General features: G+C 67.9%; 18 protein-coding genes and 1 other RNA gene. 14 read left to right on the forward strand and 5 right to left on the reverse strand.

Annotated elements, in window-relative coordinates:
• Nucleotides 1-7: 7 nt before the first annotated feature.
• The 4 genes from A5700_RS07805 to hisN all read right to left on the reverse strand — a co-directional run bounded on the left by A5700_RS07805 (nucleotide 8) and on the right by hisN (nucleotide 4,627).
• Nucleotides 8-1,006, reverse strand: coding sequence for an acryloyl-CoA reductase (locus A5700_RS07805; protein ID WP_068070397.1), 999 nt, complete (start codon nucleotides 1,004-1,006; stop codon nucleotides 8-10).
• 111 nt (nucleotides 1,007-1,117) lie between these two features.
• Nucleotides 1,118-2,323, reverse strand: coding sequence for an acyl-CoA dehydrogenase family protein (locus A5700_RS07810; protein ID WP_068070398.1), 1,206 nt, complete (start codon nucleotides 2,321-2,323; stop codon nucleotides 1,118-1,120).
• 32 nt (nucleotides 2,324-2,355) lie between these two features.
• Nucleotides 2,356-3,762 (reverse strand): acyl-CoA dehydrogenase family protein, encoded by a 1,407-nt coding sequence (locus A5700_RS07815; RefSeq protein ID WP_068070399.1) that lies wholly within the window; start codon nucleotides 3,760-3,762, stop codon nucleotides 2,356-2,358.
• Nucleotides 3,763-3,841: 79 nt separating this feature from the next.
• Entirely contained in the window at nucleotides 3,842-4,627 is a 786-nt protein-coding gene (hisN, locus tag A5700_RS07820; protein ID WP_068070400.1) for a histidinol-phosphatase, read from the reverse strand.
• 35 nt (nucleotides 4,628-4,662) lie between these two features.
• Here hisN and A5700_RS07825 point away from each other — a divergent pair, with 35 nt between their 5' ends.
• Both A5700_RS07825 and A5700_RS07830 read left to right on the forward strand, forming a co-directional pair.
• Nucleotides 4,663-5,058 carry a hypothetical protein gene (locus tag A5700_RS07825; protein ID WP_068070434.1) on the forward strand — a complete coding sequence of 132 codons (396 nt, stop codon included), beginning with the start codon at nucleotides 4,663-4,665 and terminating at the stop codon, nucleotides 5,056-5,058.
• 99 nt (nucleotides 5,059-5,157) lie between these two features.
• Nucleotides 5,158-5,952, forward strand: coding sequence for a universal stress protein (locus tag A5700_RS07830; RefSeq protein WP_068070401.1), 795 nt, complete (start codon nucleotides 5,158-5,160; stop codon nucleotides 5,950-5,952).
• A 7-nt stretch (nucleotides 5,953-5,959) separates the two neighbouring features.
• Here A5700_RS07830 and A5700_RS07835 read toward each other — a convergent pair whose 3' ends face one another.
• Nucleotides 5,960-7,327, reverse strand: a complete 1,368-nt coding sequence (locus A5700_RS07835) for an FAD-dependent oxidoreductase (RefSeq protein ID WP_068070402.1) — start codon at nucleotides 7,325-7,327, stop codon at nucleotides 5,960-5,962.
• Between the two features lie 155 nt (nucleotides 7,328-7,482).
• Between A5700_RS07835 and prfB the strand changes: the two genes are divergently transcribed.
• The 12 genes from prfB (at nucleotide 7,483) to A5700_RS07895 (ending at nucleotide 23,276) form a co-directional block, all read left to right on the forward strand.
• Nucleotides 7,483-8,595: a peptide chain release factor 2 gene (prfB, locus tag A5700_RS07840; protein WP_068070403.1), complete on the forward strand. Its 1,113-nt coding sequence runs from the start codon at nucleotides 7,483-7,485 to the stop codon at nucleotides 8,593-8,595.
• On the forward strand, nucleotides 8,585-9,592 hold the full coding sequence (locus tag A5700_RS07845; RefSeq protein WP_068070404.1) for a mechanosensitive ion channel family protein: 1,008 nt from the start codon (nucleotides 8,585-8,587) through the stop codon (nucleotides 9,590-9,592). Before prfB ends, A5700_RS07845 begins: the two co-directional genes overlap by 11 nt.
• Nucleotides 9,589-10,086 carry a hypothetical protein gene (locus A5700_RS07850; RefSeq protein WP_068070405.1) on the forward strand — a complete coding sequence of 166 codons (498 nt, stop codon included), beginning with the start codon at nucleotides 9,589-9,591 and terminating at the stop codon, nucleotides 10,084-10,086. The genes A5700_RS07845 and A5700_RS07850 overlap by 4 nt, the downstream gene beginning before the upstream one ends.
• Nucleotides 10,087-10,129: 43 nt before the next feature.
• On the forward strand, nucleotides 10,130-10,819 hold the full coding sequence (gene ftsE / locus A5700_RS07855; RefSeq protein ID WP_068070406.1) for a cell division ATP-binding protein FtsE: 690 nt from the start codon (nucleotides 10,130-10,132) through the stop codon (nucleotides 10,817-10,819).
• On the forward strand, nucleotides 10,820-11,713 hold the full coding sequence (gene ftsX / locus A5700_RS07860) for a permease-like cell division protein FtsX (protein WP_068070407.1): 894 nt from the start codon (nucleotides 10,820-10,822) through the stop codon (nucleotides 11,711-11,713).
• A 2-nt stretch (nucleotides 11,714-11,715) separates the two neighbouring features.
• Nucleotides 11,716-12,225 (forward strand): SsrA-binding protein SmpB, encoded by a 510-nt coding sequence (gene smpB / locus A5700_RS07865; protein ID WP_068070408.1) that lies wholly within the window; start codon nucleotides 11,716-11,718, stop codon nucleotides 12,223-12,225.
• On the forward strand, nucleotides 12,222-13,067 hold the full coding sequence (locus A5700_RS07870; protein ID WP_156671129.1) for an EamA family transporter: 846 nt from the start codon (nucleotides 12,222-12,224) through the stop codon (nucleotides 13,065-13,067). The genes smpB and A5700_RS07870 overlap by 4 nt, the downstream gene beginning before the upstream one ends.
• Nucleotides 13,068-13,121: 54 nt before the next feature.
• A complete protein-coding gene (locus A5700_RS07875) occupies nucleotides 13,122-14,360 on the forward strand; it encodes a 26S protease regulatory subunit (RefSeq protein ID WP_068070410.1) in 1,239 nt (412 codons plus the stop codon).
• A 6-nt stretch (nucleotides 14,361-14,366) separates the two neighbouring features.
• A complete protein-coding gene (locus A5700_RS07880; RefSeq protein ID WP_068070412.1) occupies nucleotides 14,367-15,404 on the forward strand; it encodes a tetratricopeptide repeat protein in 1,038 nt (345 codons plus the stop codon).
• 18 nt (nucleotides 15,405-15,422) lie between these two features.
• The gene (locus A5700_RS07885) at nucleotides 15,423-16,268 is read left to right on the forward strand and encodes a maleylpyruvate isomerase family mycothiol-dependent enzyme (RefSeq protein ID WP_068070415.1); all 846 of its coding nucleotides are present in this window, start codon (nucleotides 15,423-15,425) and stop codon (nucleotides 16,266-16,268) included.
• Between the two features lie 89 nt (nucleotides 16,269-16,357).
• Nucleotides 16,358-16,725: a transfer-messenger RNA gene (ssrA, locus tag A5700_RS07890) on the forward strand.
• 209 nt (nucleotides 16,726-16,934) lie between these two features.
• Entirely contained in the window at nucleotides 16,935-23,276 is a 6,342-nt protein-coding gene (locus A5700_RS07895; protein ID WP_082960503.1) for a type I polyketide synthase, read from the forward strand.
• Nucleotides 23,277-23,383 lie beyond the last annotated feature (107 nt).

Consider the following 23,383-nt stretch of genomic DNA (forward strand, 5'->3'; position numbering starts at 1 on the left):
TGCCGACTCAAAAACCACCGGCGACCCGCACCACCGCGCGCCCGGAGAACTCACCGGCACGCACCCGGTCGATCACGCCCACCACGTCCTTGACGTCGACGTCGGTCACCAGCGAGTCCAGGTGACGGGGCCGCAACGTATCGCCCAGGCGGGCCCACAGCTCGCGGCGCCGCCCGATCGGCATCAGGACCGAATCCATGCCCAGCAGCGCGACGCCGCGCAGGATGAACGGCATCACCGTGGTGTTCAGCGCCGGGCCGCCGGTGAGCCCGCTGGCCGCGACCGCGCCGCCGTAGTCGACGGTGCTGAGCACGTCGGCGAGGGTCGCGCCGCCCACGCAGTCCACGGCGCCCGCCCAGCGCGCCTTGCCCAACGGTCGCGGCTTGGCGTCGGGGTCGGCGGGTAGCCGACCGATAACCTCCGCGGCACCAAGGCTTTTCAAGCGGTCGGCCGCGTCGGCCTTAACGGTCGACGCCACCACCTGATAACCGGCAGCCGCCAGCAGGTCCACGCTGACCGAGCCCACGCCGCCGGTGGCGCCCGTGACCACGATGGGGCCGGCGTCGGGCGCGATGCCCCATTCCAGGAGTGCCTGCACGCTCATCCCCGCGGTGAACCCGGCGGTGCCGATCGCGGCGCCCTCGTGCGGGCTGAGGGGGCCCAGCGGCACCACCTGGTCGGCGGGCAACCGCGCGTACTCGGCGTAGCCGCCGTGGTGGCCGGTGCCGATCGAGTACCCGTGAGCCAATACCTGGTCGCCGACGGCGAAGTCGGGCGATGCGGAGTCGACGACTTCGCCGGTCAGGTCGATGCCCGGCACCACCGGATAATTGCGCACCACCCCGCCGCCGGGCGTCAGCGCCAACGCGTCTTTGTAGTTGACGCTCGAGTACAGCACCCGGATTGTCACGTCACCGGGCGGCAGGTCGGAGTTGCCCAGCGTCTCGATCGAGGTTGTTATCCGGTCACCATCTTGGCGCGCAACGAGCGCTTGAAACGTGTCCATGCCTCGACGCTAGCCTCGTCCGACGAATTCGTTCCCACTCGGTCGGTGCTCTGTCTCGCGGACCGAACTCGACGACGCGGTGCGCCAACGGATGAACGCCGCCGGCTGACGCTATTTGAGCTCGGCCGACGACAGGCCCAGCAGGCGGCGGGCGACCACTAGCTGCTGAATCTGCTGGGTGCCCTCGAAGATGTCGAGGATCTTCGAGTCGCGTGCCCACTTCTCCAGCAGCGACTGTTCGGAATAGCCTGCCGTGCCGGCCAATTCGACGGACTTGAGGGTGACGTCACTGGCCATCCGCCCCGCCTTGGCCTTGCTCATCGAGGCCTCTTTGGAGTTCGGGATCTTGTTGTCCGCCTGCCACGCGGCGCGCAGCGCAAGCAGGTAGGCCGATTCCCAATCGGCCTCCATCCGCAGGAATTCCGACGCCGCGGCGCTCTGCACGTGCGACGGCTGGTCATAGGAGATTTCCACGCCGGCGTCGGTGAGGATCTTGCGGATCTCCTCCAACGCGGCGCGTCCGACGCCGATGGCCATGGCGGCCACGATCGGCCGGGTGTTGTCGAAGGTCTCCATTACCCCGGAGAAGCCCTTGCCGACCTCAATCTCGGGGTTGCCCAGCAGGTTCTCCTTGGGAATGCGGACGTTGTCGAACCGGATCGCCGCCGTGTCGGAGCCCTTGATGCCGAGCTTGCGTTCGAGGCGCTCGACGGTGACGCCGGGGTGCTCGCGTGGGACGATGAACGACTTGATCGCGGCGCGGCCCTTGGACTTGTCCAGGGTGGCCCACACCACGATGTGCGTGGCGCGCGAACCCGCTGTCACGTAGATCTTTTCACCGTTGATGACGTATTCGTCGCCGTCCAGCTTGGCCGTCGTCGAGACCGCCGCCGAGTCCGAGCCGAAGTCGGGTTCGGTGATGGCCATCGCCGCCCACACCTTGCCCAACCGCTCGAGCTGCTCGTCGGTCGCCACGGCGGAGATGGCCGCGTTGCCGAGGCCCTGATAGGGCACCGACAGCATCATCGCGACGTCCCCCCAGCTCGCCTCCAGCGTCTGCAGCAGCGCGGCCATGTTGGCGCCGTTGCGGTTCTGGTCGCCGGCCTGGCCTTCCGCGCGCAGGGAGTTGGCCCCCGCCATGTCGGTCGACGCGGACGCCCCTTCGAACATCTTGAACAGGGTGTCGAGTTCGACCGGGTAGGCGTGCTCGGCCAGGTCGTATTTGCGGCCGATCGGCCGCATCAGCTCGGCGGCACCCTGATGGGTGGTGACGGCCACCGTCTGCAACTTGCGAGGGAGCTCCAAATTGATTGCCATGATTGGACTTTCGGATCGAAGTTGAGGAGGTGCTAGATGACGACGACGCCCTCGGCGACGCCGATGGCCCGCAGATCGCGGTACCAGCGTTCGACCGGGTGTTCCTTCGTGAAGCCGTGACCGCCCAGCAGCTGAACGCCGTCCAGGCCGATCTGCATGCCCTTGTCGGCGCCGAGGCGCTTGGCCAGCGCCGCTTCGCGGATGAAGCTGAGACCCTGTTCGGCGCGGGCGGCGCCGCGCCAGGTGATCAGGCGCAGTCCGTCCAACTCGATGGCGATGTTGGCGCACATGAAGGCGACGGCCTGCCGGTGCGCGATGGGCTCACCGAAAGCTTCGCGCTCCTTGACGTAGGGCACGACGTAATCGAGCACGGCGTGCGAGGTGCCGACGGCCAGCGCCGCCCAGCCCAAGCGGGACAGCGCGAGCGCCTCGGAATAGTCACCGTCGGTCGCGTCGTCCTCGCCCACCCGGGCGCTCAGCGGGACCGTCACGCCGGACAGTTCAATCTGGCCGAGGGCCGCCGCGCGCAGACCCATGCTCGGATTAGGCTTGACGGCAACACCTTTCGTCGCCGCCTCGACGATGAACAGCGCCGGCTTGCCGTTGAGCTGCGCGCCGACGATGAACAGCTCGGCGTCGGCCGCGGCGGGGACGAGCGACTTGACGCCGTCGAGGCGGTAACCGCTCGGCGTCCGCACGGCGGTGGTCTTGAGTCGCGTCGGGTCGAACAGCGGTTGCGGCTCGGCGATCGCGACGCAGGCCTGCGGCACGTTGTCGCCGGCGAACTCCGGCAGATAGGTGGCCTGCTGATCGGCGCTGCCCCAATGGGTCAGCGCCGACGCGACACCGCCCGGGGCCAGGATTGGCAGGGCCAGACCCATGTCGCCGTAGGCCAGCGCCTCGGCGACCAGGACGTTGGTCACGCTGGAGCGGTGTTCGGCGATGCCGTCGAACTCCTCGGGAATGTTGACGGCGGTGATGCCGAGCTCGGCGGCCTTGGCGATCAGGTCGGCCGGATAGGTGGCCGCGTCGTCGGCGTCGGGCGCGGCGGGGCGCAGGATCTCCGCGGCGAACTCGTCGACGGTCTCGACGATCATCTTCTGGTCGTCGTCGGGCGTCAGGTCGAAATAATCCTTGCCGCTGGACTTCAGCCGGGTCGGGCCGCGGCCCACGCTTTGCACCCGCTTCCACTGTCGGGCCGCCGCGGCCGTCGTGGAGAAGATGGCCTTGGTGCCGTAGCGCAGGCCGTCGTTGAGGGGGTCGCGCAGGTGATAGCGGTCCAGGAATTCCTGGCCGACGAGCGGCGTGATCAGCGCGATGGCGACGTCGATGCCGGTGCGCTTGTGGGGCCGAAGCCCTACGCCGTTCTCGGGGCCGGGCCTGCGGCGGCGTCGGGGCGATGTGGACGTCTTGGGTGAACCGGAAACAGTGTCGGTCATGTCGGCAGCCTCGATCGTTGGGGCAATGCGGAACAAGGCTATCTTACTGCCGAGTAAGATAGAAGGACCAGGCTGTTAACTAATTCACAACTCCCAGCGCATCGAGGACGGGTCGGTGCAGCAGGCCGTTGGTCGCGACCGCGCTGCCGCCATGCGGCCCCGGCGCGCCATCGAGGTTCGTGAAGGTGCCGCCGGCTTCCCGCACCAAGATGTCGAGAGCCGCCAAATCCCATACCGACACCTCGGGTTCGGCGGCGATGTCGACGGCGCCCTCCGCGAGCAGGCAGTAGGAGAAGAAGTCGCCGAACGCCCGCACCCGCCAGACGGCGTCGGTGAGCGCGAGAAAGCGATCGCGAATCCCGAGTTCCGCCCATCCGGACAGGCTGGAAAACGACAGCGACGCCGAATCCAGTTGTGGCACAGCAGAAACGGAGAGGGGGCGCGGGTCGGAGTCGGCGACGGCGACGAACGCGCCGCGGCCGTGCGACGCCCACCACCGGCGTTGCAGCGCCGGTGCGCTGACCACCCCGACTATGGGAACCCCGTCGTCGAGCAGCGCGATCAGGCTCGCCCACACGGGCACACCGCGCACAAAGTTCTTGGTGCCATCGATCGGATCGATGATCCACTGACGTCCCGTGAATGAGGTGTCGCCGCCGAACTCCTCGCCGACAACGCTGTCCGCGGGGCGTTGGCGCCCCAACGCCTCGCGTAGCTCGCTTTCGACCGTGCGGTCGGCGTCCGTCACCGGTGTCAGGTCGGGTTTGGTGTCCACCCGCAGGTCGAGCGCGCCGAACCGCGCGGTGGTGAGCGCGTCGGCGCGGTCGGCCAGCAGCAGCGCCAACGCCAGATCGTCCTGACTCATGCCAGCAGTCCTATCACGGCCCTACCATGGGCCGGGTGTGGGAATTCGGTCTATTGCTGCTGCTGGTGGCCGTCCTGGGCGGGTTCCTGGCCCAACGGTTCATCCCACGCGGGCCCCGCGGCGAGCTGTTGAGCGGGACGTTGTTGGTCACCGGCGTCAGCCCGCGACCGGACGCCACCGGTGAGCAATACGCCACCATCGCCGGGGTGATCAACGGCCCCACCGTGGCCGAGCATGCGGTCTATCAGCGGATGGTGCTCAACGCCGATCCCGGGGCGGACCAATGGCCGACGATCGGCCAGCTGTTCCCGGTGCTGTACTCGTCGAAGAATCCCGACAATTGGCGGTTCGCGCCCACCGAGCCGCCGGCGCCGACGGAACCGCCCGTGCCGCCCGTGCCGCCGCAGCCGCCGGGCCCGCCGCCGCGATGACCAAAGACCCGCGGCCGGTGCCCCAAGGCCCCTAGGGCCGCCCGGCGACCGCGCGTAGCGTCGAATGTGCAGGCACTTTCATCGACGCAGGAGACCGCGATGCCGGAATCAACCCAGACTGTGGTCGTCGGAGTCGACGGGTCGCACGCGGCCACCGCCGCGGCGTGCTGGGCCGTCGACGAAGCGGTGAGCCGCGACGTGCCGCTGCGACTGGTCTACGTGATCGAAGAGGGGCCCGCCGCGCGGCCGGCGTCGCGCGGTGCCCGCGTCGCCGCCGCGCAGGCCGCGCTGTACGTCGCCCGTCGCGCCGTCGAGGGGAGCGGTAAGCCGGTGAAGATCGAGACGGAAGTCCTGCGCGGCAGGCCGCTCACCAGGCTGATCGAACAGTCGCGGTCCGCGGCGATGATCTGCGTGGGATCGGTCGGAGTGCGGCACGCCCGCGACGGCATCGGCTCCACCGCGGCCGCGCTGGCGGAGGCCGCGCTGTGTCCGGTGGCCGTGATCGGGCGACCGGCGGGCCGCCCAGACGCCCCGGCCACCCGCCGCGTGGTGGTGCGCGCGGAGAACGGCGTGGCGATGCACCACGCCTTCCAGGAGGCGCGGCTTCGCCACCTTCCGCTGCGGGCCTTCGCGACGACCACTTCCGGGGCCTCCAGCGGTGACGGCGCGACCCGGTCGGCGCACGCGCAATTGACCCGTCGCCTCGAGCAGTGGGCGCGGGTGTACCCCGACGTGACCGTCGAGCCGGCCGTCGTCGACGGCGACGTCGACCGGTACTTGGACGACGACGAGGCCGAACAGCTGTTCGTCACCGACACCCAGGTGCGCTTCGACGTGTGCGGCGCCCACCACGCCGGCCGCTCGGTGTTGGCGGTGCGGCCCCGCAACCTGTGACCCGCGGTCAGCCGTGGCTGACGTGCAGCAACTTGGCCAGGCTCGGCAGCTTGACGCGGGGACGTCCGTGCGGCTCGCCGGCCGCCCGCTCGTGGCGGTCGATGACGTCCCAGTGCTCGGAGGTGACCAGCTTCGGCTGGCGCTCGGCGAGCCATTTGGCCAACGCGTCGGCGTGGTCGTCGGCAAACTCCGGCCGTCCGGCGTCGCCGGCGCGGGCCAAGTCGGCCAACAGGGTGTCGACGGTGTCTTGCGAGTCCTTCTTATTGGTGCCGATGACACCGGTCGGGCCGCGCTTGATCCAGCCGACGACGTACTCGTTGCGGCTGCCCTCCACCCGCCCGGCGGCGTTGGGGATCGTCGCGGATGCGTCGTCGAACGGCAGGCCGGGCGTCGGCACCCCGCGGTAACCGACCGACCGCACCACCAACTGCACCGGCAGTTCCTCGCGCTCGCCGGTGTCGCGGGCCGTCACCCGCCCGTCCGGGGTGGTGCGGAGCTCGTTGCGGCCGAGCACAATGGCCTCCACTTTGCCGTCGCCCTTGATCTCTATCGGCGACGTCATGAAGCGCAGCACGATCCGCCGGTGCCCGGGGCGGGGCGCGCGGGCCGCGTAGTCGCGCAGCGCGGCGATGTTCTGCTTGGCCGTCTTCCCGGCCGCCGCCGCGTCCTCGTCGGTGATGCCGGCCAGCTGGGCGGGGTCGACGATCACGTCGACGTTCTCCAAGTCGCCAAGCTCCCGCAGCTCAAGCGTGGTAAACGCGGTCTGCAACGGTCCGCGCCGGCCGATCACCACCACTTCGGCCACCCCGCACGGCCGCAGCGACTCCAGGGCATGGTCGGCGATGTCGGTCTGTCCGAGCACCTCGGGGTCGGTGACCAGGATGCGCGCGACGTCCAGCGCGACGTTGCCGTTGCCGACGACCACCGCCCGCGCGCCGGAGAGGTCGGGCGTCGACGCCTCGAAACTCGGGTGCGCGTTGTACCAGCCGACGAAGTCGACGGCGGCGATGCTGCCGGGCAGGTCCTCGCCGGGGATGCCGAGCGCGCGGTCGGACTGCGCCCCCACGGCGTAGATGACGGCGTCGTAGCGCTCGGCGAGCTCGTGGGCGTGCAGGTGCTCCCCGACGACCACGTTGCCGAAGAAGCGGAACCGCGGGTCCTGCGCCGTCTTCTCGAATTGCTTGCTGATCGACTTGATCTTGGGGTGGTCCGGCGCGACGCCCGAGCGCACCAGGCCCCACGGTGTCGGCAGCATCTCCAACATGTCGACGGTCACGTCGATGTCGTCGGAGGCGTCGGCCGCCTTCAACAAAGATGCGGCGGCGAAGAAACCCGACGGCCCGGAGCCGACGATGGCAACGTGATAGGGGCGCATGCTCGACCTTCTGTTCGTGCACTGCGCGCAAGGGCTGGCGCACGCAGCGGGGCTGCACTTGATCGTGATTCGATGCTAAACGCTGGACCGCCGGCGGTGACGCGAACACTCGCCGTCGGCGGCCGCAGATCGGCGCCCCGGTAACGTGGTCGCCTGTGGAACCCGACCGGCAAGCCGACATCGCCGCCCTTGACTCGACCCTGACCACGGTGGAGCGGGTGCTCGATGTCGACGGTCTGCGGGCCCGGATCGAGACGTTGGAGCGGGAGGCCTCGGACCCGCAGCTCTGGGACGACCAGACCCGCGCCCAGAAGGTGACCAGCGAGCTGTCGCACGCGCAGGGCGAGCTGCGCCGGGTCGAAGAGCTGCGCAGCCGGCTCGACGACCTGCCGGTGCTCTACGAGCTGGCGGCCGAGGAGGGCGAGGGCGCCGCGGACGCGCTCGCCGAGGCCGACGCCGAACTCAAGGCGCTGCGCGCCGACATCGAGGCCACCGAGGTGCGGACCTTGCTGTCGGGGGAGTACGACGAACGCGAGGCGCTGGTCACCATCCGCTCCGGTGCCGGCGGGGTGGACGCGGCCGACTGGGCCGAGATGCTGATGCGCATGTACATCCGATGGGCCGAGCAGCACAAGTACCCCGTCGAGGTGTTCGACACCTCCTACGCCGAAGAGGCCGGCATCAAGAGCGCGACCTTCGCCGTGCACGCCCCGTTCGCCTACGGGACGCTCTCGGTCGAGCAGGGCACGCACCGGTTGGTCCGCATCAGCCCGTTTGACAATCAGAGCCGGCGTCAGACATCGTTTGCAGAAGTTGAGGTTCTCCCTGTCGTGGAGACCACCGACCACATCGACATCCCGGAAGGCGATGTGCGCGTGGACGTTTACCGCTCAAGTGGCCCCGGCGGCCAATCGGTGAACACCACCGACTCGGCGGTCCGTTTGACGCACATCCCGACGGGTATCGTCGTGACTTGCCAGAACGAAAAATCTCAACTGCAGAACAAGATCTCGGCCATGCGGGTGCTTCAGGCAAAGCTGTTGGAGCGCAAGCGTTCCGAAGAGCGCGCCGAGTTGGACGCGTTGAAGGGCGAGGGCGGAAGTTCGTGGGGCAACCAGATGCGCTCCTACGTCCTGCAGCCCTATCAGATGGTCAAAGATCTGCGAACCGACTACGAAGTCGGCAACCCGGCGGCCGTCCTGGACGGAGACATCGACGGGTTCCTGGAAGCGGGAATCCGGTGGCGCAACCGAAAAGATGACGAATAACACAACTATTCTTGCCGCATCCGTGATGCAACGCTGGCACGACTTCTGGCGGGGCGAGATCGGCGAATGGATCATCACGCGCGGCCTGCGGGTCGCCATGGTGGTGATCGCGGCGATACTGGCCGTCCGGTTCGTCACCTGGGTGGCCGACCAGGTCGCCCGTCAACTCGACGAAAAGTTCGCGGAGAGCGACGCCCTGGTGCGCTCGGAGTCGACCAAGCACCGCCAGGCCGTGGCGTCCGTCATCCAATGGGTGTCGATCGTGCTGATCGGCATCTGGGGTGTCGTGCAGATCGCCGAGGTGCTGCAGTTCTCGGTGAGCGGCCTGGTCGCGCCGGCGACCGTGGTCGGCGCCGCGCTCGGCTTCGGCGCGCAGCAGGTGGTCAGGGACCTGCTGTCGGGCTTTTTCATCATCGCCGAAAAGCAATACGGCTTCGGTGACCTGGTGACGCTGACCATCGTCTCGACGGCCGAGGCCAGCGGCACCGTCGAGAACGTGACGTTGCGGGTGACCCGGCTGCGCTCCCCGAACGGCGAGGTGCTGACCATCCCCAATGGCCAGATCATCAAGGCCGTCAACCAGTCGAAGGACTGGGCCCGCGCCGTCGTGGACATTCCCGTGTCCACCAGCGCCGACCTGAACCGGGTCAACGAGGTGTTGCACCAGGAGTGCGAGCGGGCGCTGGACAACCCGCTGCTCGGCGAGCTGCTGCTCGACGCGCCCACGGTGATGGGCGTCGAAAGCATCGAGGTGGACACCGTGACCCTGCGGATGGTGGCCCGCACGCTGCCCGGCAAGCAGTTCGAGGCCGGTCGCCAGCTGCGCGTGCTGGTCATCCGGGCGCTGGCGCGGGCGGGGATCGTCACGGCGGCCGACGCGAGGGTGGGCCTCGTCGACGACGCGGCCGTTCCCGCGTCCCAGATCGCCCAGACGGCCGAGCTCGCCGAGTCCGCGCGGGCGTCGAACCCGGCGACTCACGAGTCGGTGCAGCAGTGAAATTCACGCTGAGTGTCCTCGAGAAACACCCGGAGGGGTCGGAGAAGAGCTGGCCCGCCTACATGCTGGGCGGCCGCATCCGCACGTCGACCCTGGTCTTGGTCATCGCGTTCCTGGCCGTGTGGTGGACCTACGACCACTACCGACCGGAAGTGGAACCCAAGCCGCCGGCCCCGCAGGTGGTGCCCCCGGGCTTCGTCCCCGACCCCAACTACACCTGGGTGCCGCGCACCAGGGTGCAGCCACCGCAGCCCAGCGTGACTTACACACCCAGGCCGACGCCCACCAGCACCGTGCCGCCGCCACCGCCGACCTCGAGCGTTCCGGCGCCGACACCGACGACGACCACCACGGCGCCGTTCCAGCTCCCGCAGCTGCCGTGCCTGCTGCCGGCGCCGTTCTGCCCGCCCAGTCCGTCGCCCTCGGCACCCCCGCCGCAGGCGCCGCAGCCGGGTCCCGGCCCGGTGCCGAGTTCGCGGCTACCGGCCAGTTGACTTCCTTCGCCAGCGAAATTCACCGCTACACTGGCGTGCCGTGATGATCACCCTCGACAATGTCAGCAAGAAGTACAAGACGTCGGCCCGCCCGGCGTTGGAAGACGTCAGCGTCAAGATCGACAAGGGTGAATTCGTCTTCCTGATCGGCCCGTCGGGGTCCGGCAAGTCGACGTTCATGCGGCTGCTGCTCGGCGAGGAGTCGCCGAACACCGGCGATATCCGGGTCTCGAAGTTCCACGTGAACAAGCTGCGCGGACGCCACATCCCACGGTTGCGGCAGGTGATCGGCTGCGTGTTCCAGGACTTCCGGTTGCTGCAGCAGAAGACGGTGTATGAGAACGTCGCGTTCGCGCTGGAGGTGATCGGGCGGCGCACCGACGCCATCAACCGAACCGTGCCCGAGGTGCTCGAGACCGTCGGCCTGTCCGGCAAGGCGAACCGGTTGCCGCACGAGTTGTCCGGTGGCGAGCAGCAGCGGGTGGCGATCGCCCGCGCGTTCGTCAACCGGCCCCTGGTGCTCCTGGCGGACGAGCCGACTGGCAACCTCGACCCAGACACCAGTAAGGACATCATGGATTTGTTGGAGCGGATCAACCGCACCGGGACGACGGTATTGATGGCGACGCACGACCACCACATCGTCGACTCGATGCGTCAGCGCGTCGTCGAGCTGTCCCTGGGCCGGCTCGTGCGCGACGAGCAGCGCGGCATCTACGGGATGGACCGCTAAGTGCGCTTTGGTTTCCTCCTCAATGAGGTTCTGACCGGGTTCCGTCGCAACGTCACCATGACGGCCGCGATGATCCTGACGACCGCCATCTCGATCGCCCTGTTCGGCGGCGGTCTGCTGGTGGTCCGGCTGGCCGACAACTCCCGCGAGATCTACCTCGACCGGGTCGAGACGCAGCTGTTCCTCACCGACGACATCTCGGCCAACGACGCGACCTGCACCACGGATCCGTGCAAGGCGCTGCGCGAGAAGATCGACGCGCGCCAGGACGTCAAGTCCGTGCGGTTCGTCAACCGGCAGGACGCCTACACCGACGCCATCAAGAAGTTCCCCGAGTTCAAAGACGTCGCCGGCAAGGAGTCGTTCCCGGCGTCGTTCATCGTCAAGCTCAACAATCCCGAGCAGCATGCGGAGTTCGACGCCGCGATGCAGGGCCAGCCCGGCGTGCGCAGCATCCTCAACGAGAAGGACCTGATCGATCGGCTGTTCGCCGTCCTCGACGGCCTGCGCGACGCCGCGTTCGCCGTCGCGTTGGTGCAGGCGGTCGGCGCCGTGCTGCTGATCGCCAACATGGTGCAGGTGGCGGCGTACACCCGCCGCACCGAGATCCAGATCATGCGGCTGGTCGGCGCCAGCCGCTGGTACACCCAGCTGCCGTTCTTGGTGGAGGCGACGCTGGCCGCGGGGATCGGTGTGGCGATCGCGATCGTCGGGTTGATCCTGGTGCGGGCGCTGTTCCTGGACAACGCGCTGAGCCAGTTCTACCAAGCCCATCTGATCGCGAAGGTCGACTACGCCGACATCCTCTACATCTCGCCGTGGCTGATTCTGCTCGGCGTGAGCATGGCGGGATTGACGGCGTACGCGACGCTGCGCCTCTACATCAGGCGGTAGCTATGGCGAAATCACCCGGCCGGTCCAAGGCGGCGAGTGGCAAGGGTGGCGGCAAACAGATTGTCGCCACCAATCGCAAGGCACGGCACGACTATTCGGTGCTCGAGACCATCGAGGCCGGAGTCGCTTTGCAGGGCACCGAGGTGAAAAGCCTACGGGCGGGCCAAGCTTCGTTGGCCGATGCGTTCGCAACCATCGACGACGGCGAAGTGTGGCTGCGCAACCTGTACATCGGCGAGTATCAGCACGGTAGCTGGACCAACCATGATCCGCGTCGAAACCGAAAGTTGTTGTTACATAGGCAACAAATTGACAGGCTGGTCGGCAAGATACGTGATGGTAACCTCACCTTGATGCCGCTGTCATTGTATTTCTCGGAGGGCAAGGTGAAGGTCGAGCTCGCCCTGGCCCGCGGCAAGCGCGCTTACGACAAACGCCAGGACATGGCCCGCCGCGACGCCCAGCGTGAGGTGGTCCGTGTCCTTGGGCGCCAAGCCAAGGGCATGTCCTGATCGGGGCCGCTTACGCCCAGCTGTCGGCCGTGACGTACGGCGTCAGCGACTTCGTGGGCGGGGTCGCAGCGCGGCGGGTTGCCGCGCTGCGCGTGATGCTGGTCGCATACCCCATCGAGACCGTCCTGCTGGGCGTGATGGCGCTCTTCGTCGGCGGACCCATCCACGCCGGTGCGATCGTCTGGGGCTCCTTGTACGGCGTCGGGATGGCGTTCGGCATGTGGGCGTTCTTCGCGGCGCTGGGCTCGGGGCCGATTTCGGTGGTGTCGCCGTTGGCGGCGGTGCTCAACGCGGCCGTGCCCGTGGCGGTGGGGATGACGTTGGGGGAGCGGCCCGGTCCCGCGGCCCTGGTGGGCGTGGTGCTGGCCCTGGTCGCGGTGATGCTGGTCAGCCGTGAGGCGCCCGTCGAGGGCCCGACGCCGTACCGATTCACCCCAAAAGTGGCGTGGCTCACCATCGTCGCCGGCGCCGCCATGGGCCTCAACATCGTCTTCCTGCACCAGGCCCCGCACGTCTGCAAGCTGTGGCCGCTGGTGTTCGCGCGGGTGGCCGCCAGTGCGGTGGTCTTCGCGATGGCCGGCTCCAGCAACAACCTCAAGCTGCCCGCGGGCAAGCCGTTGCGGTTGGCGGTGGCCGTCGCGCTGCTGGACATCTTCGCCAACATCACCATGCTGGCGGCGTTGCACACCTGGCTGCTGTCGTTGGCCAGCATCCTGATCTCGCTGTATCCGGCCGCGACGGTCGTGCTGGCGATGGTGGTCTTGCGCGAGCGCGTGACCCGCTGGCAGGGCGTCGGCATGGCGCTGGCCATGGGTTCCGTGGTGATGATCGCCGGAAGCTGACCCGGTGGCGCGGCCTACTATTGGGCCGTCGGCACGAATCACCGGGAGTAGCAGTTGGGCGCGTTCGATACCGAAGACCCCGTCATCCGCGAGCTGAGCGGAGCGGTGGAACGCAGCCCTGACGTCCTCGAACTGCGCCTGCATCTGGCCGGTCTGCTGGCGGACAGAGGCCGCCACGCCGAGGCGCTGACCCACTGCAGCACCGCGTTGACCCAGGATCCGGGCAATCAGCAGGCGCTGAGCCTGTTGCAGCGGTGCAGCGCGGCGCTGGCCGGCGCGCCGTCGGCGCCGGCCGAGCCGCAGTCCGCCCCGCGGGACGGCTTCGACTGGTCGAGCGCCGAAAAGGAGGTCGCCGACATCATCGAGCCGGCGTTCGTCGAACAGCCTCCCGACGCCGTGAACGAGGACGACTTCGACGCCGTCCAGCGCGTGCGCGTCCGGCTCGACGACGTCGCGGGGATGGAGGAGGTCAAGCGCCAACTGGAGTTGTCGTTGCTCGGGCCCATCCGCAACCCCGAGCTGATGAAGGCGTTCAAGGTGTCCGCGCGCGGCGGCCTGCTGCTGTACGGGCCCCCGGGCTGCGGCAAGACCTTCATCGCCAAAGCGGTTGCCGGTGAGCTGGGCGCCAACTTCTATCAAGTCGGGATCGCCGACGTGCTGCACCACTATCTCGGCGACAGCGAGCGCAGCATCCGTTCCATCTTCGACACCGCCCGGCGCAACGCGCCCTGCGTGTTGTTCTTCGACGAGGTGGACGCGTTGGGTCACCGGCGCTCGGCGTTGAGCGGCAACTCCGGGCTGCGGTCCGTGGTCAACACCTTGCTGGAGGAGATGGACACGGCCACCTCCGTGAACGACGGTGTCTACGTGCTGGGCGCCACCAACGCGCCGTGGGACGTCGATGTCGCACTGCGGCGGCCCGGGCGGTTCGACCGGATGATCTTCGTCGGGCTGCCCGACACCGGGGCCCGGGCGGGCATCGTGCGCTCGCACTTGCAGGACCGGCCCGTCGCCGGCATCGACCTCAAGTCCATCGCCAGCCGCACCGACGGCTTCTCGGGTGCCGACCTGGCCTACGTCTGCGAGACCGCGACTCAGCTGGCCATGGCGGACTCGCTGCGCAGCGGTCAGGTCCGCCCGGTCACCATGGCCGACATCGACGCCGCCGCGGGCCAGATCCGGCCGAGCACGGGGCCGTGGTTCGACACCGCGCGCAACGTCGTCGAATTCGCCAACGGCGACGGCACCTACGACGAACTGGCGAAGTACATGCGGCGCAAGAAGTTTCGGTAAACCCCGATGACGTCGCAGCCTCGCATCGAGGGGATCGACGAGGCCATCCGGGTCGCCGACGCCTACGTCGACGCCAATAACTACGAACACGCACGCGACATCCTTCGCCGGTCCCTGTCGCAAAACCCGAACGACCCTTCCTTGCTGGCCTCGTACGCGCGCGTGGAGATCGTGCTCGGCAACAACTGGCAAGCGGCGCACAGCGCTTACGCGTCCCTGGCCGGCGCGCCCAACTACGAGTTCGCGATGCGGATCTACGCCTTGGCGCTGTACAACCTGGGCCGCCAGCACGACGGGCTGTTGATGGCCTGGCGGGCGGTCACGTCGCACCCGAATCAGGCTGCACCGCTTCGGCTTTACGCGCAGTTGTTGCACGGCACGTGGCAGTTGCCCTCGGCGCTCATCGTCATCGACAACGCGCTCTACCTCGACCCGCACGACGTGGACGCCCTCATCCGGCGTGGCGCCATCCTGCACGACATGGGCCGCAGCGATGAATCCGACGCGGCATATCAGGCGGCGCTGGCGCTCGATCCGGCCAATGCGCAAGCTCTCAACGATCTTGCCGTTCACCGCTTGCGGCGCTTCAAGCTCGGGCCGGCCCTGCGAGGGTTCCTGGGTGCCGCGGGCAGCGATCCCGAGTACGGCAACCTCAGCCGCTGGAACATCGGCGTGGCTCTGCAAAGGGTGCTGATGTTCGTGACCATCGGCGCCGGCGTGCTCAGCGGGCTGCTCGCTTGCGCGGCCGGACTCCACTCGGAAGGCCATCCGACCGCGACGCTACGCGTATTCACGGGGCTGCTGACCGTCGCCTTGATCGTCGTGTTGGGCTGGTTGTTCCGGCAGATACCGCGGAACATCATGGTCTCGGTGCTCAAGGAACAACCCTTCACCGCGTTGCGTATCGGCCATGCCCTGGCCGCCGTGGTGGCGGGGGCGTGGGTCACCGCAATCCCGTGGCCGGTCGGCTTCATCGCCGTCGGCGGGATGCTGACCTTGCTCGCCCTGGTGATCGTCCGCGTCGGCTTCTTCATCGGAAAGTGACCGGCCTACCATCCGAGGATGGCCCAACGTCTCGTCACCACGCTCGACAAGCCCCTCGTCCTCGCCGCCCTGTTCGGGGTGTGGGACGACGTCGACGCGCTCCTGGACGGCCTTCCCGAGGCGCAATGGCAGGCGGCGAGCCCACTGCCGGGTTGGGACGTCAAGGCCCTCGTGTCGCACATGATCGGCACCGAATCGTCGCTGGCCGGTGTCGCGGCGCCCGAGCCCCACGCCGACGTGTCGGCGCTCGCGCACGTCCGCAATGACGTCGGCGCGCTCAACGAGCGCTGGGTCCGCCACTTCGCCCCGCAGCCGGGCACCGCGGTGCTGGAGCACTTCCGGGCGATCACCGGCGAACGGCGCAGGGCCCTGAGGGAGCTGCCGGAGGATGAATGGAACGCCGTGACGACGACGCCGTCGGGGCCGGACAGCTACGGGCGCTTCATGAGGATTCGGGTGTTCGACTGCTGGATGCACGAGCAGGACATCCGCATCGCGCTCAACCGGCCCTCATCCGACGACGAATTGGATGGCCCCGCGGCACGGCTCTCGCTCGACGAGATCGCGGCCACCATGGGGTTTGTGGTCGGCAAACTGGCCAAGGCGCCCGACGGTTCCCGCGTCGAGGTAGACCTGACCGGGCCGCTCGCCCGAGCGATCCGCGTCAACGTCGACGGCCGCGCGCAGGTGGTCGACGACTTCGGCGCGCAGGCACCGACGGCGACGATCCGGCTGGACGCGCTTCAGTTCACCAGGCTCGCCGGCGGCCGCCCGCTGTGCCCGGCGCGCAGCCGCGACGTCGAACTCGGCGGTGACGAGGGCGTCGCCGCCCAGGTGGTCGAGCGGCTCAACTTCGTGATCTGACCGTCGCCGAGCCCGGGAAGATATTTCCGTTGCCGCTGGTTCCTCTATAGGTACTATTGATTGTCCTGCCGAAAGTCGGCGGGGTGCGAGGGGCTGAACGGTTTCGACTTCGCGCATCGAATCAAGGGAAGCGTGCCGGTGCAGGCAACTGACCACCGTAAGCGTCGTTGCAACCATATAAGCGCCGATTCACATCAGCGCGACTACGCTCTCGCTGCCTAAGCGACAGCTAGTCCGTCAGACCGGGAACGCCCTCGACCCGGAGCCTGGCGTCAGCTAGAGGGATCAACCGTTGAGTCCGGTCGCGGGACTCAACGGGACACCAACAGCGACTGGGATCGTCATCCTGGCTTGTTCGCGTGACCAGGAGATCCGAGTAGAGGCATAGCGAACTGCGCACGGAGAAGTCTTGAGGGAATGCCGTAGGACCCGGGTTCGATTCCCGGCAGCTCCACCCATGAAGTGCTGTTGATATCGGCGACTTTGGCGAAAGTTGGCCTCCGCGTCAATAAGGGCGGTTACTGTTCGAGTGGATGGTCTCGACTCGCGTCCCCCTGTGAATTCACGATCGGTCTCGCACTGCGGGAACTGAGTTCGAAGCCCATTGCGTCAGTGGTGCCGCCCGGGGGTGTACGCATGGCGGCATCCCACTGACCTAATCGAAAAATGCCGGGCTTCTCCCACCCTGATCGGGTGAAGTCTCTATTCCGAACGGCGATGAGGCGCCGTGCGCCGGTGAACTGCTGCCAAATATTGGGACCACCGCGGCGCGGGGGGTCACAAGTCGAACGGAGCCACATGTCAGACCACCGCCTCAACGATGCGCGCGAGCGCGGCGCCGAACCGATCGCGATTCTCGGGATGGGCTGTCGGTTCCCGGGCGGCATCACCTCGCCCGACGATCTGTGGCAGCTTCTCATCGAGGAGCGCGACGCCAACTCGGAGTTCCCGGTCGATCGCGGATGGGATCTCAACGCGCTGTTCGGGCCGGACCCCGAGGCGCCACGGGCCACCTATGTCCGCGCGGCCTCCTTCGTGACACATGCCGCTGATTTCGACCCGGCGTTTTTCGGCATCAGTCCCCGCGAAGCCGAAGCCACCGATCCCCAGCAGCGGCTACTGCTCGAGGCGGCCTGGGAGGCGCTCGAGCGGTCGAGAATCGACCCGAATTCACTGCACGGCAGCGACACTGGGGTTTTCTTCGGTGTGGGCGCACAGGAGTACGGCCCGCGGATCTGTGACGAAACCGAGGGATTCGCCGGCCATCTATCGACAGGCACCACGACGGGCGTGGCATCGGGCCGGGTGTCCTACACGCTTGGACTCGAGGGCCCGGCGCTGACGGTCGACACCTCCTGCTCGTCGTCTCTGGTGGCGGTGCACCTCGCGATCCAGTCGTTGCGTTCGGGTGAATGTGGCTTGGCAGTCGCGGGTGGCGCGACCGTGGTGTGCTCGCCGAGCATCTTCGTCGGGCTCGGCCGGCTTGGCGCGCTGAGCCAAGATGGTCGGTGCAAGCCATTCGCCGCGGCGGCGGACGGCTTCGGCGTCGCCGAGGGTGCTGGAGTGCTGGTGTTGGCCACGCTGTCGCGTGCGCGCAGCCTCGGTTATCCAGTGCTGGCGCTCATCCGGGGCAGCGCAGTCGGGCAGGACGGCGCCTCCGACGGGCTGTCGGCCCCGAGCGGTGCGGCGCAGGAAAAGGTGATCCGGCGCGCGCTGGCAAACGCGGGCCTGAGCGCCGAAGACGTGGCCGTCGTCGAGGCGCATGGCACCGGGACCATGGTGGGCGACCCCATCGAAGCCAGGGCGCTGCAAGCGACATACGGCGAGGCGCACTCGACGGCGTCGCCACTGCTGATCGGCTCGATCAAATCGAACATCGGCCATTCACAGCAGGCATCGGGGATCGCCGGGATGATCAAGACCATCCAGTCGATTCGGCACGGGGTGCTGCCCGCGACGCTGAATCTGGACGCTCCTACGCCGCACGTGGATTGGTCGTCCGGAACGATGGAGGTGGTCGGGAGTACCCGCGCCTGGCCCGACCAGCCGCATCAGCCCCGGCGCGCAGGCGTGTCGTCCTACGGCATCAGCGGAACCAATGCTCACGTGATCCTCGAGCAGGCGCCGGCCGAGTCTGCCGCCGAGGAGCCGGCTGACGAGCGGCCGCTCATCGTCCCGTGGATACTGTCCGCAAAGTCGGCGCCCGCGTTGGCTGGCCAAGCAGCTCGGTTACGGTCTTTCCTCGACCAGCACCCCGACCTCGATCCGGTCGATGTGGCGTACTCGCTGAGCACCACCCGGGCGCTATTCGACCACCGCGCGGTCGCATTCGGAGCTGACCGTGACGAGATGCTGAGCGGGTTGGAGGCGATCGCCGGCAGTGAGCCCGCACCCAACGTGGTAGTCGGACAAGCTACTGCGGCGGGACGGACCGTCTTCGTCTTCCCCGGCCAGGGATCGCAATGGACGGGGATGGCGGTCGAACTGCTGGACTCCGCGCCGGCTTTCGGTGACCAAATGCGGCTCTGCGACAAGGCTTTCGCCGAATTCGTTGACTGGTCACTGCTCGACGTCGTGCGCAACGGCGCCGGCGCGCCCGACCTGAACCGGGTCGACGTGGTGCAGCCGGTCTTGTTTGCCGTGATGGTGTCGTTGGCCGCCCAATGGCGGGCGCAGGGCATCGAGCCCGACGCCGTGCTCGGCCACTCCCAGGGCGAGATCGCGGCGGCCTACGTCGCGGGCGCCCTCTCGTTGCGAGACGCGGCGCGGGTAGTCACCTTAAGAAGCAAGGCGCTCACCGCAATCGCGGGAACCGGCGGCATGGTATCGATCGCTCGACCGATCGGACGGGTCCGCACACTCATCGAACCCTGGGCGGGATCGCTGTCCGTCGCCGCGCACAATGGCTCGTCGTCGACGGTCGTCACCGGCGATGCCGCCGCCTGCGACGAACTCCTTGTCGCCTGCGAGCGAGAAGACGTGCAAGCCAAGCGAATCCCCGTCGATTACGCCTCGCATTGCGCTCACGTCGATCAGCTGCGGGAAACGCTGAGCGCGGCGCTTTCCGGGCTGCGGCCGCGAACCGGCGACGTCGTATTCATCTCCGCCGTCACCGGTACCGAAATGGACACGGCGAACCTCGATGGCGAGTACTGGTTCACGAATCTGCGGCAGCCGGTGTTGTTCCACCAGGCGGTCCAATGGGCACACGAGAACGGATTCGACACCTTCATCGAGTCCAGTCCGCATCCCGTGCTGACCATCGGGCTCCAGGAATCATTGGAGAACGTCGGGGACGACTACGCCGTCGTCGGGACCCTTCGGCGCGGTGACGGAGGTTTGAGGGGGGTTATGCTTGCCGCCGCCGACGCGCACGTCAACGGGAAATCACCCGATTGGACGGAATTCTTCCGAGGCACCGGTGCGCGTCACGTCGACTTGCCGACTTACGCGTTCGAACACAAGCGTTACTGGATGGACGCCGGGACGGGAGCCATTGACGCGAGTGGTCTCGGGATCAGCGCCGCGGAGCATCCGCTGCTCGGCGCGATTGTGCCGCAAGCGGATTCGGACGAGGTCATCCTCACCGGTCGGCTATCGCTCGCGTCCCACCCGTGGCTCGACGACCACAAGGTGTTCGGGACGGTGATCGTGCCGGGTGCGGCCATGGTGGAGATGGCTCTGCGCGCGGGCGAATGCGCGGGCACCCCGCGGGTGGACGAGCTGATTTTGCTGGCTCCGTTGATCATCGACGAACACCGCGGTGTAGCAGTGCAATTAGTCGTCGGTCAATGGACCGAGTCGGGCGAGCGTCCGGTTCGGCTCTACTCGCGAATCGACGATGGTGTGGACCGGCGGTGGACACGCCATGCAGAGGGTGTGCTCGGTCCGGACGTCGCGGCCACCGACCAGGCCGAGATCGAACAATGGCCGCCCGCGGGCGCGGAGCCCATCGACGTCACCGAGCTATATCAAGCGCTGGCCGCCCGTGGGTACGAATACGGCCCGACATTCCGCGGCTTGCGGGCGGCATGGCGTCATGGCGGCGAGGTATTCGTCGAGGCCACATTGCCGGAGCAGGCGCACCAGAAAGCCGACCCGAGCCGGTTCGGTTTGCATCCGGTGCTGCTGGATTCGGTCCTGCAGGGGGCGGCGTTCGGCGGCGTCGTCACGACATCGGACGTCACCCGGCTGCCCTTCGAATGGCAGGGCGTCTCGCTCGACGTGGTCGGAGCAACGCAGGTGCGGGCACGGATTGCGTTCGACTACAACGACCGGATTTCCGTGTTTGTGATGGACGACCGCGGGGCCGCGATCGGCCGGATCGATTCGCTGGCCCTGCAAAGCGTTTCCCCGAGTCAGCTGCGGGTGAGCACCGCCGCCGATGACGAGGTGTATGCACTTGACTGGCTCGAGCTCGCGGCGCCCGCGGGCGGCAGGGACGAGGTCGCGACCGATCACGTGACCGTCTTGCGGTTCCTCACAACGGCGTCCACCGGTGCCGCGCTTGCCGATGGGGCGCGACAGACGCTGACGCATGCGCTGCACCGGGTGAAGAATTGGCTGTTGAGCGCAAGCCGCAGCGACGACGCGCGATTGGTGGCGCTCACCTGCGGCGCGATCGCGATCGACTCCTCCGAGGATGTGGCCGATCTCGGCCAGGCCGCCGTGTGGGGACTGCTGCGTACGGCGCAGGCCGAGAATCCCGGGCAGATATCGTTGGTCGATATCGACGACTGGTCCCGCGCCGATTTCGCGGTCGCCGAAGCCGTTCGGCGGGATGAGTCGCAACTCGCGCTCCGCGATGGCGTGTTCTACGCGCCGCGACTGTCGCGGGCCACCGGCGAGCGCGTCGGGAGCCCGCAACTCGTGGAGGCGGAAGCTAGTTGGCGGCTGAGTACCCTGGGCAACGGAACGCTGGACTCCCGCAACGTCTTCCTTCGGCCGTGGCCTGAGTCCGACCGGCGTTTGGAGTCCGGCGAAGTGCGCATCGGCCTGCGGTGCGCCGGAATCAACTTCCGCGACGTCCTGACTGCGCTGGGTATGTACCCGGACCCCGACGCCGATGTGGGCGGTGAAGGTTCCGGCGTCGTGCTCGAGGTCGCCGAGGATGTCGTCCGCTTCGCCCCGGGTGACCGGGTGATGGGGATGTTCTTCGGCGCCGGATCCGTTGTCGTCGCAGATCATCGGATGCTCGCGCCGATCCCGTCGGGGTGGTCCTACGCACAGGCTGCGGCGGTGCCCGCGGTGTTCCTCACCGCCTTCTACGGGTTGGCGGACCTCGCGCATGCCAGGGCGGGCGAGCGAGTGTTGGTGCACGCCGCGACTGGCGGCGTTGGCATGGCGGCCGTGCAACTTGCCCGGCTTTGGGGTCTTGAGGTGTATGCGACGGCAAGCCCGGGCAAGTGGGACACCCTGCGCGACATGGGTTTCGACGAGGACCACATCGCCAACTCGCGCACGCTCGACTTCGAGCGGAAGTTCTCTGAGGCGACCGGCGGCGCGGGCTTTGACATCGTACTCAACTCGCTGACAGGGGATTTCATCGACGCGGGGCTGCGCCTGCTGCAGCGCGGCGGTCGATTCATCGAAATGGGCAAGGCCGACCTCCGGGCATCCGGTGAGATCGCGGAACGGCATCCCGGTGTTCAGTATCGGGCCTTCGATGTCTTCGAGGCCGGCCCCGACCGCGCCCAGGAGATCTTCGGCGAGCTCGTCGAGCTTTTCGAAAACGGTGAGCTGCACCCGCTTCCGGCGCGTTCCTGGGACATCAGACACGCGTTGGACGCGTATCGATTCCTGAGTCGGGCGCGGCACGTCGGCAAGCTGGTTCTCAGTGTGCCCACGCCGATGAAACCCGAAGGCACCGTGCTGATTACCGGCGGTACAGGTTTGCTTGGGGCGCTGCTGGCGCGGCATTTGGTGACTCACCACGGTGTGCGCAACCTGTTGCTCATCAGCCGGAGGGGCCGCGCGGCCGACGGTGCCGCCACCATCGAATCCGAGCTGACCGAACTCGGCGCGTCGGTGCGGATCGCGGCGTGCGACGCGGCGGACCGGGGCGCGTTGCAGACGCTCCTGGCCGAGGTGCCCACGGAACACCCGTTGACCGCGGTGATTCACGCCGCCGGGGTGCTCAATGACGCGGTGTTCGCGGCTCAGACGTCACGCCACCTGGACGAGGTGCTGCGGCCGAAGGTCGATGCCGCGTGGAACCTACACGAACTCACCGCCGACGCGGACCTGTCGGCCTTCATCTTGTTCTCGTCGGTTGCAAGTCTGTTCGGTTCACTCGGCCAAGCCAACTACGCCGCCGCGAACGCCTTCCTCGATGGGCTCGCGCAGCATCGTCGACACCGCGGCTTGCCCGGTTTGTCGCTGGCCTGGGGGTGGTGGGCACAAGCCAGCGGCATGACAGGGCACCTCTACGAGCGTGATCACGCCCGGCTGTCCCGCATGGGATTCATCCCGATGACCACCGAGGACGGCCTCGCGCTGTTCGATGCGGCGCTCTGGCAGGCGCGCTCGTTCGCGATGCCGGCACAGATCAGCCGCACCGCCATCCGGTTCGACCCGTCGGGCACGGGACTGCCGTCGATGTTCCGGGGTCTGATCCGCACGGCACGCCGCACTGCCGCCCCCGTCGAATCCGGGTCTCATCTGCGGCAGCGGCTCGCGTCGATGAGCGCCCCCGAGAAGGAAAGCGAACTGCTCGACATCGTGCGTTCGCACGCGGCCGCGGTGCTGGGACACAACTCCGCGGACGCGGTCGGCGCCGACCAGGAGTTCAAGGATTTGGGCTTCGATTCCCTGGGGGCCGTCGAATTCCGGAACCGCCTCAAATCAGTCACCGGCCTCAAGCTGCCGAGCACCGCGGTCTTCGATCATCCGACGCCAACCGCGTTGGCGCGATACCTGATTGGCGCGTTCGAATCCGATGAGGCTTCCGCGGACCAGGACAGCGGCGCAGCCGATTCGGGGGAGATGGTCTATGAAGTCGTCGTCTGATCCTCCGGCTCGGTGATTCGGGCGAATCCGGGCTAACGAAGCGCGCGGTTCAGGTGCCTGACAGCTTGCCCCAGCTCCGCTGACGAGGCGCCGGTCGACGGGGGAAT

The sequence above is a fragment of the Mycobacterium sp. E1214 genome (genome assembly GCF_001666755.1).
Classification (GTDB): Bacteria; Actinomycetota; Actinomycetes; order Mycobacteriales; family Mycobacteriaceae; genus Mycobacterium.

What these genes read in the sequence shown, in the direction of transcription:
- A5700_RS07815 (WP_068070399.1), bottom strand. Translation starts at nt 3,762, where the DNA reads ATGACCGACACTGTTTCCGGTTCACCCAAGACGTCCACATCGCCCCGA.
- A5700_RS07805 (WP_068070397.1), bottom strand. Translation starts at nt 1,006, where the DNA reads ATGGACACGTTTCAAGCGCTCGTTGCGCGCCAAGATGGTGACCGGATA.
- A5700_RS07885 (WP_068070415.1), top strand. Translation starts at nt 15,423, where the DNA reads ATGGCCCAACGTCTCGTCACCACGCTCGACAAGCCCCTCGTCCTCGCC.
- A5700_RS07810 (WP_068070398.1), bottom strand. Translation starts at nt 2,323, where the DNA reads ATGGCAATCAATTTGGAGCTCCCTCGCAAGTTGCAGACGGTGGCCGTC.
- A5700_RS07845 (WP_068070404.1), top strand. Translation starts at nt 8,585, where the DNA reads ATGACGAATAACACAACTATTCTTGCCGCATCCGTGATGCAACGCTGG.
- hisN (WP_068070400.1), bottom strand. Translation starts at nt 4,627, where the DNA reads ATGAGTCAGGACGATCTGGCGTTGGCGCTGCTGCTGGCCGACCGCGCC.
- A5700_RS07830 (WP_068070401.1), top strand. Translation starts at nt 5,158, where the DNA reads ATGCCGGAATCAACCCAGACTGTGGTCGTCGGAGTCGACGGGTCGCAC.
- A5700_RS07895 (WP_082960503.1), top strand. Translation starts at nt 16,935, where the DNA reads ATGCCGGGCTTCTCCCACCCTGATCGGGTGAAGTCTCTATTCCGAACG.
- A5700_RS07880 (WP_068070412.1), top strand. Translation starts at nt 14,367, where the DNA reads ATGACGTCGCAGCCTCGCATCGAGGGGATCGACGAGGCCATCCGGGTC.
- ftsE (WP_068070406.1), top strand. Translation starts at nt 10,130, where the DNA reads ATGATCACCCTCGACAATGTCAGCAAGAAGTACAAGACGTCGGCCCGC.
- A5700_RS07835 (WP_068070402.1), bottom strand. Translation starts at nt 7,327, where the DNA reads ATGCGCCCCTATCACGTTGCCATCGTCGGCTCCGGGCCGTCGGGTTTC.
- smpB (WP_068070408.1), top strand. Translation starts at nt 11,716, where the DNA reads ATGGCGAAATCACCCGGCCGGTCCAAGGCGGCGAGTGGCAAGGGTGGC.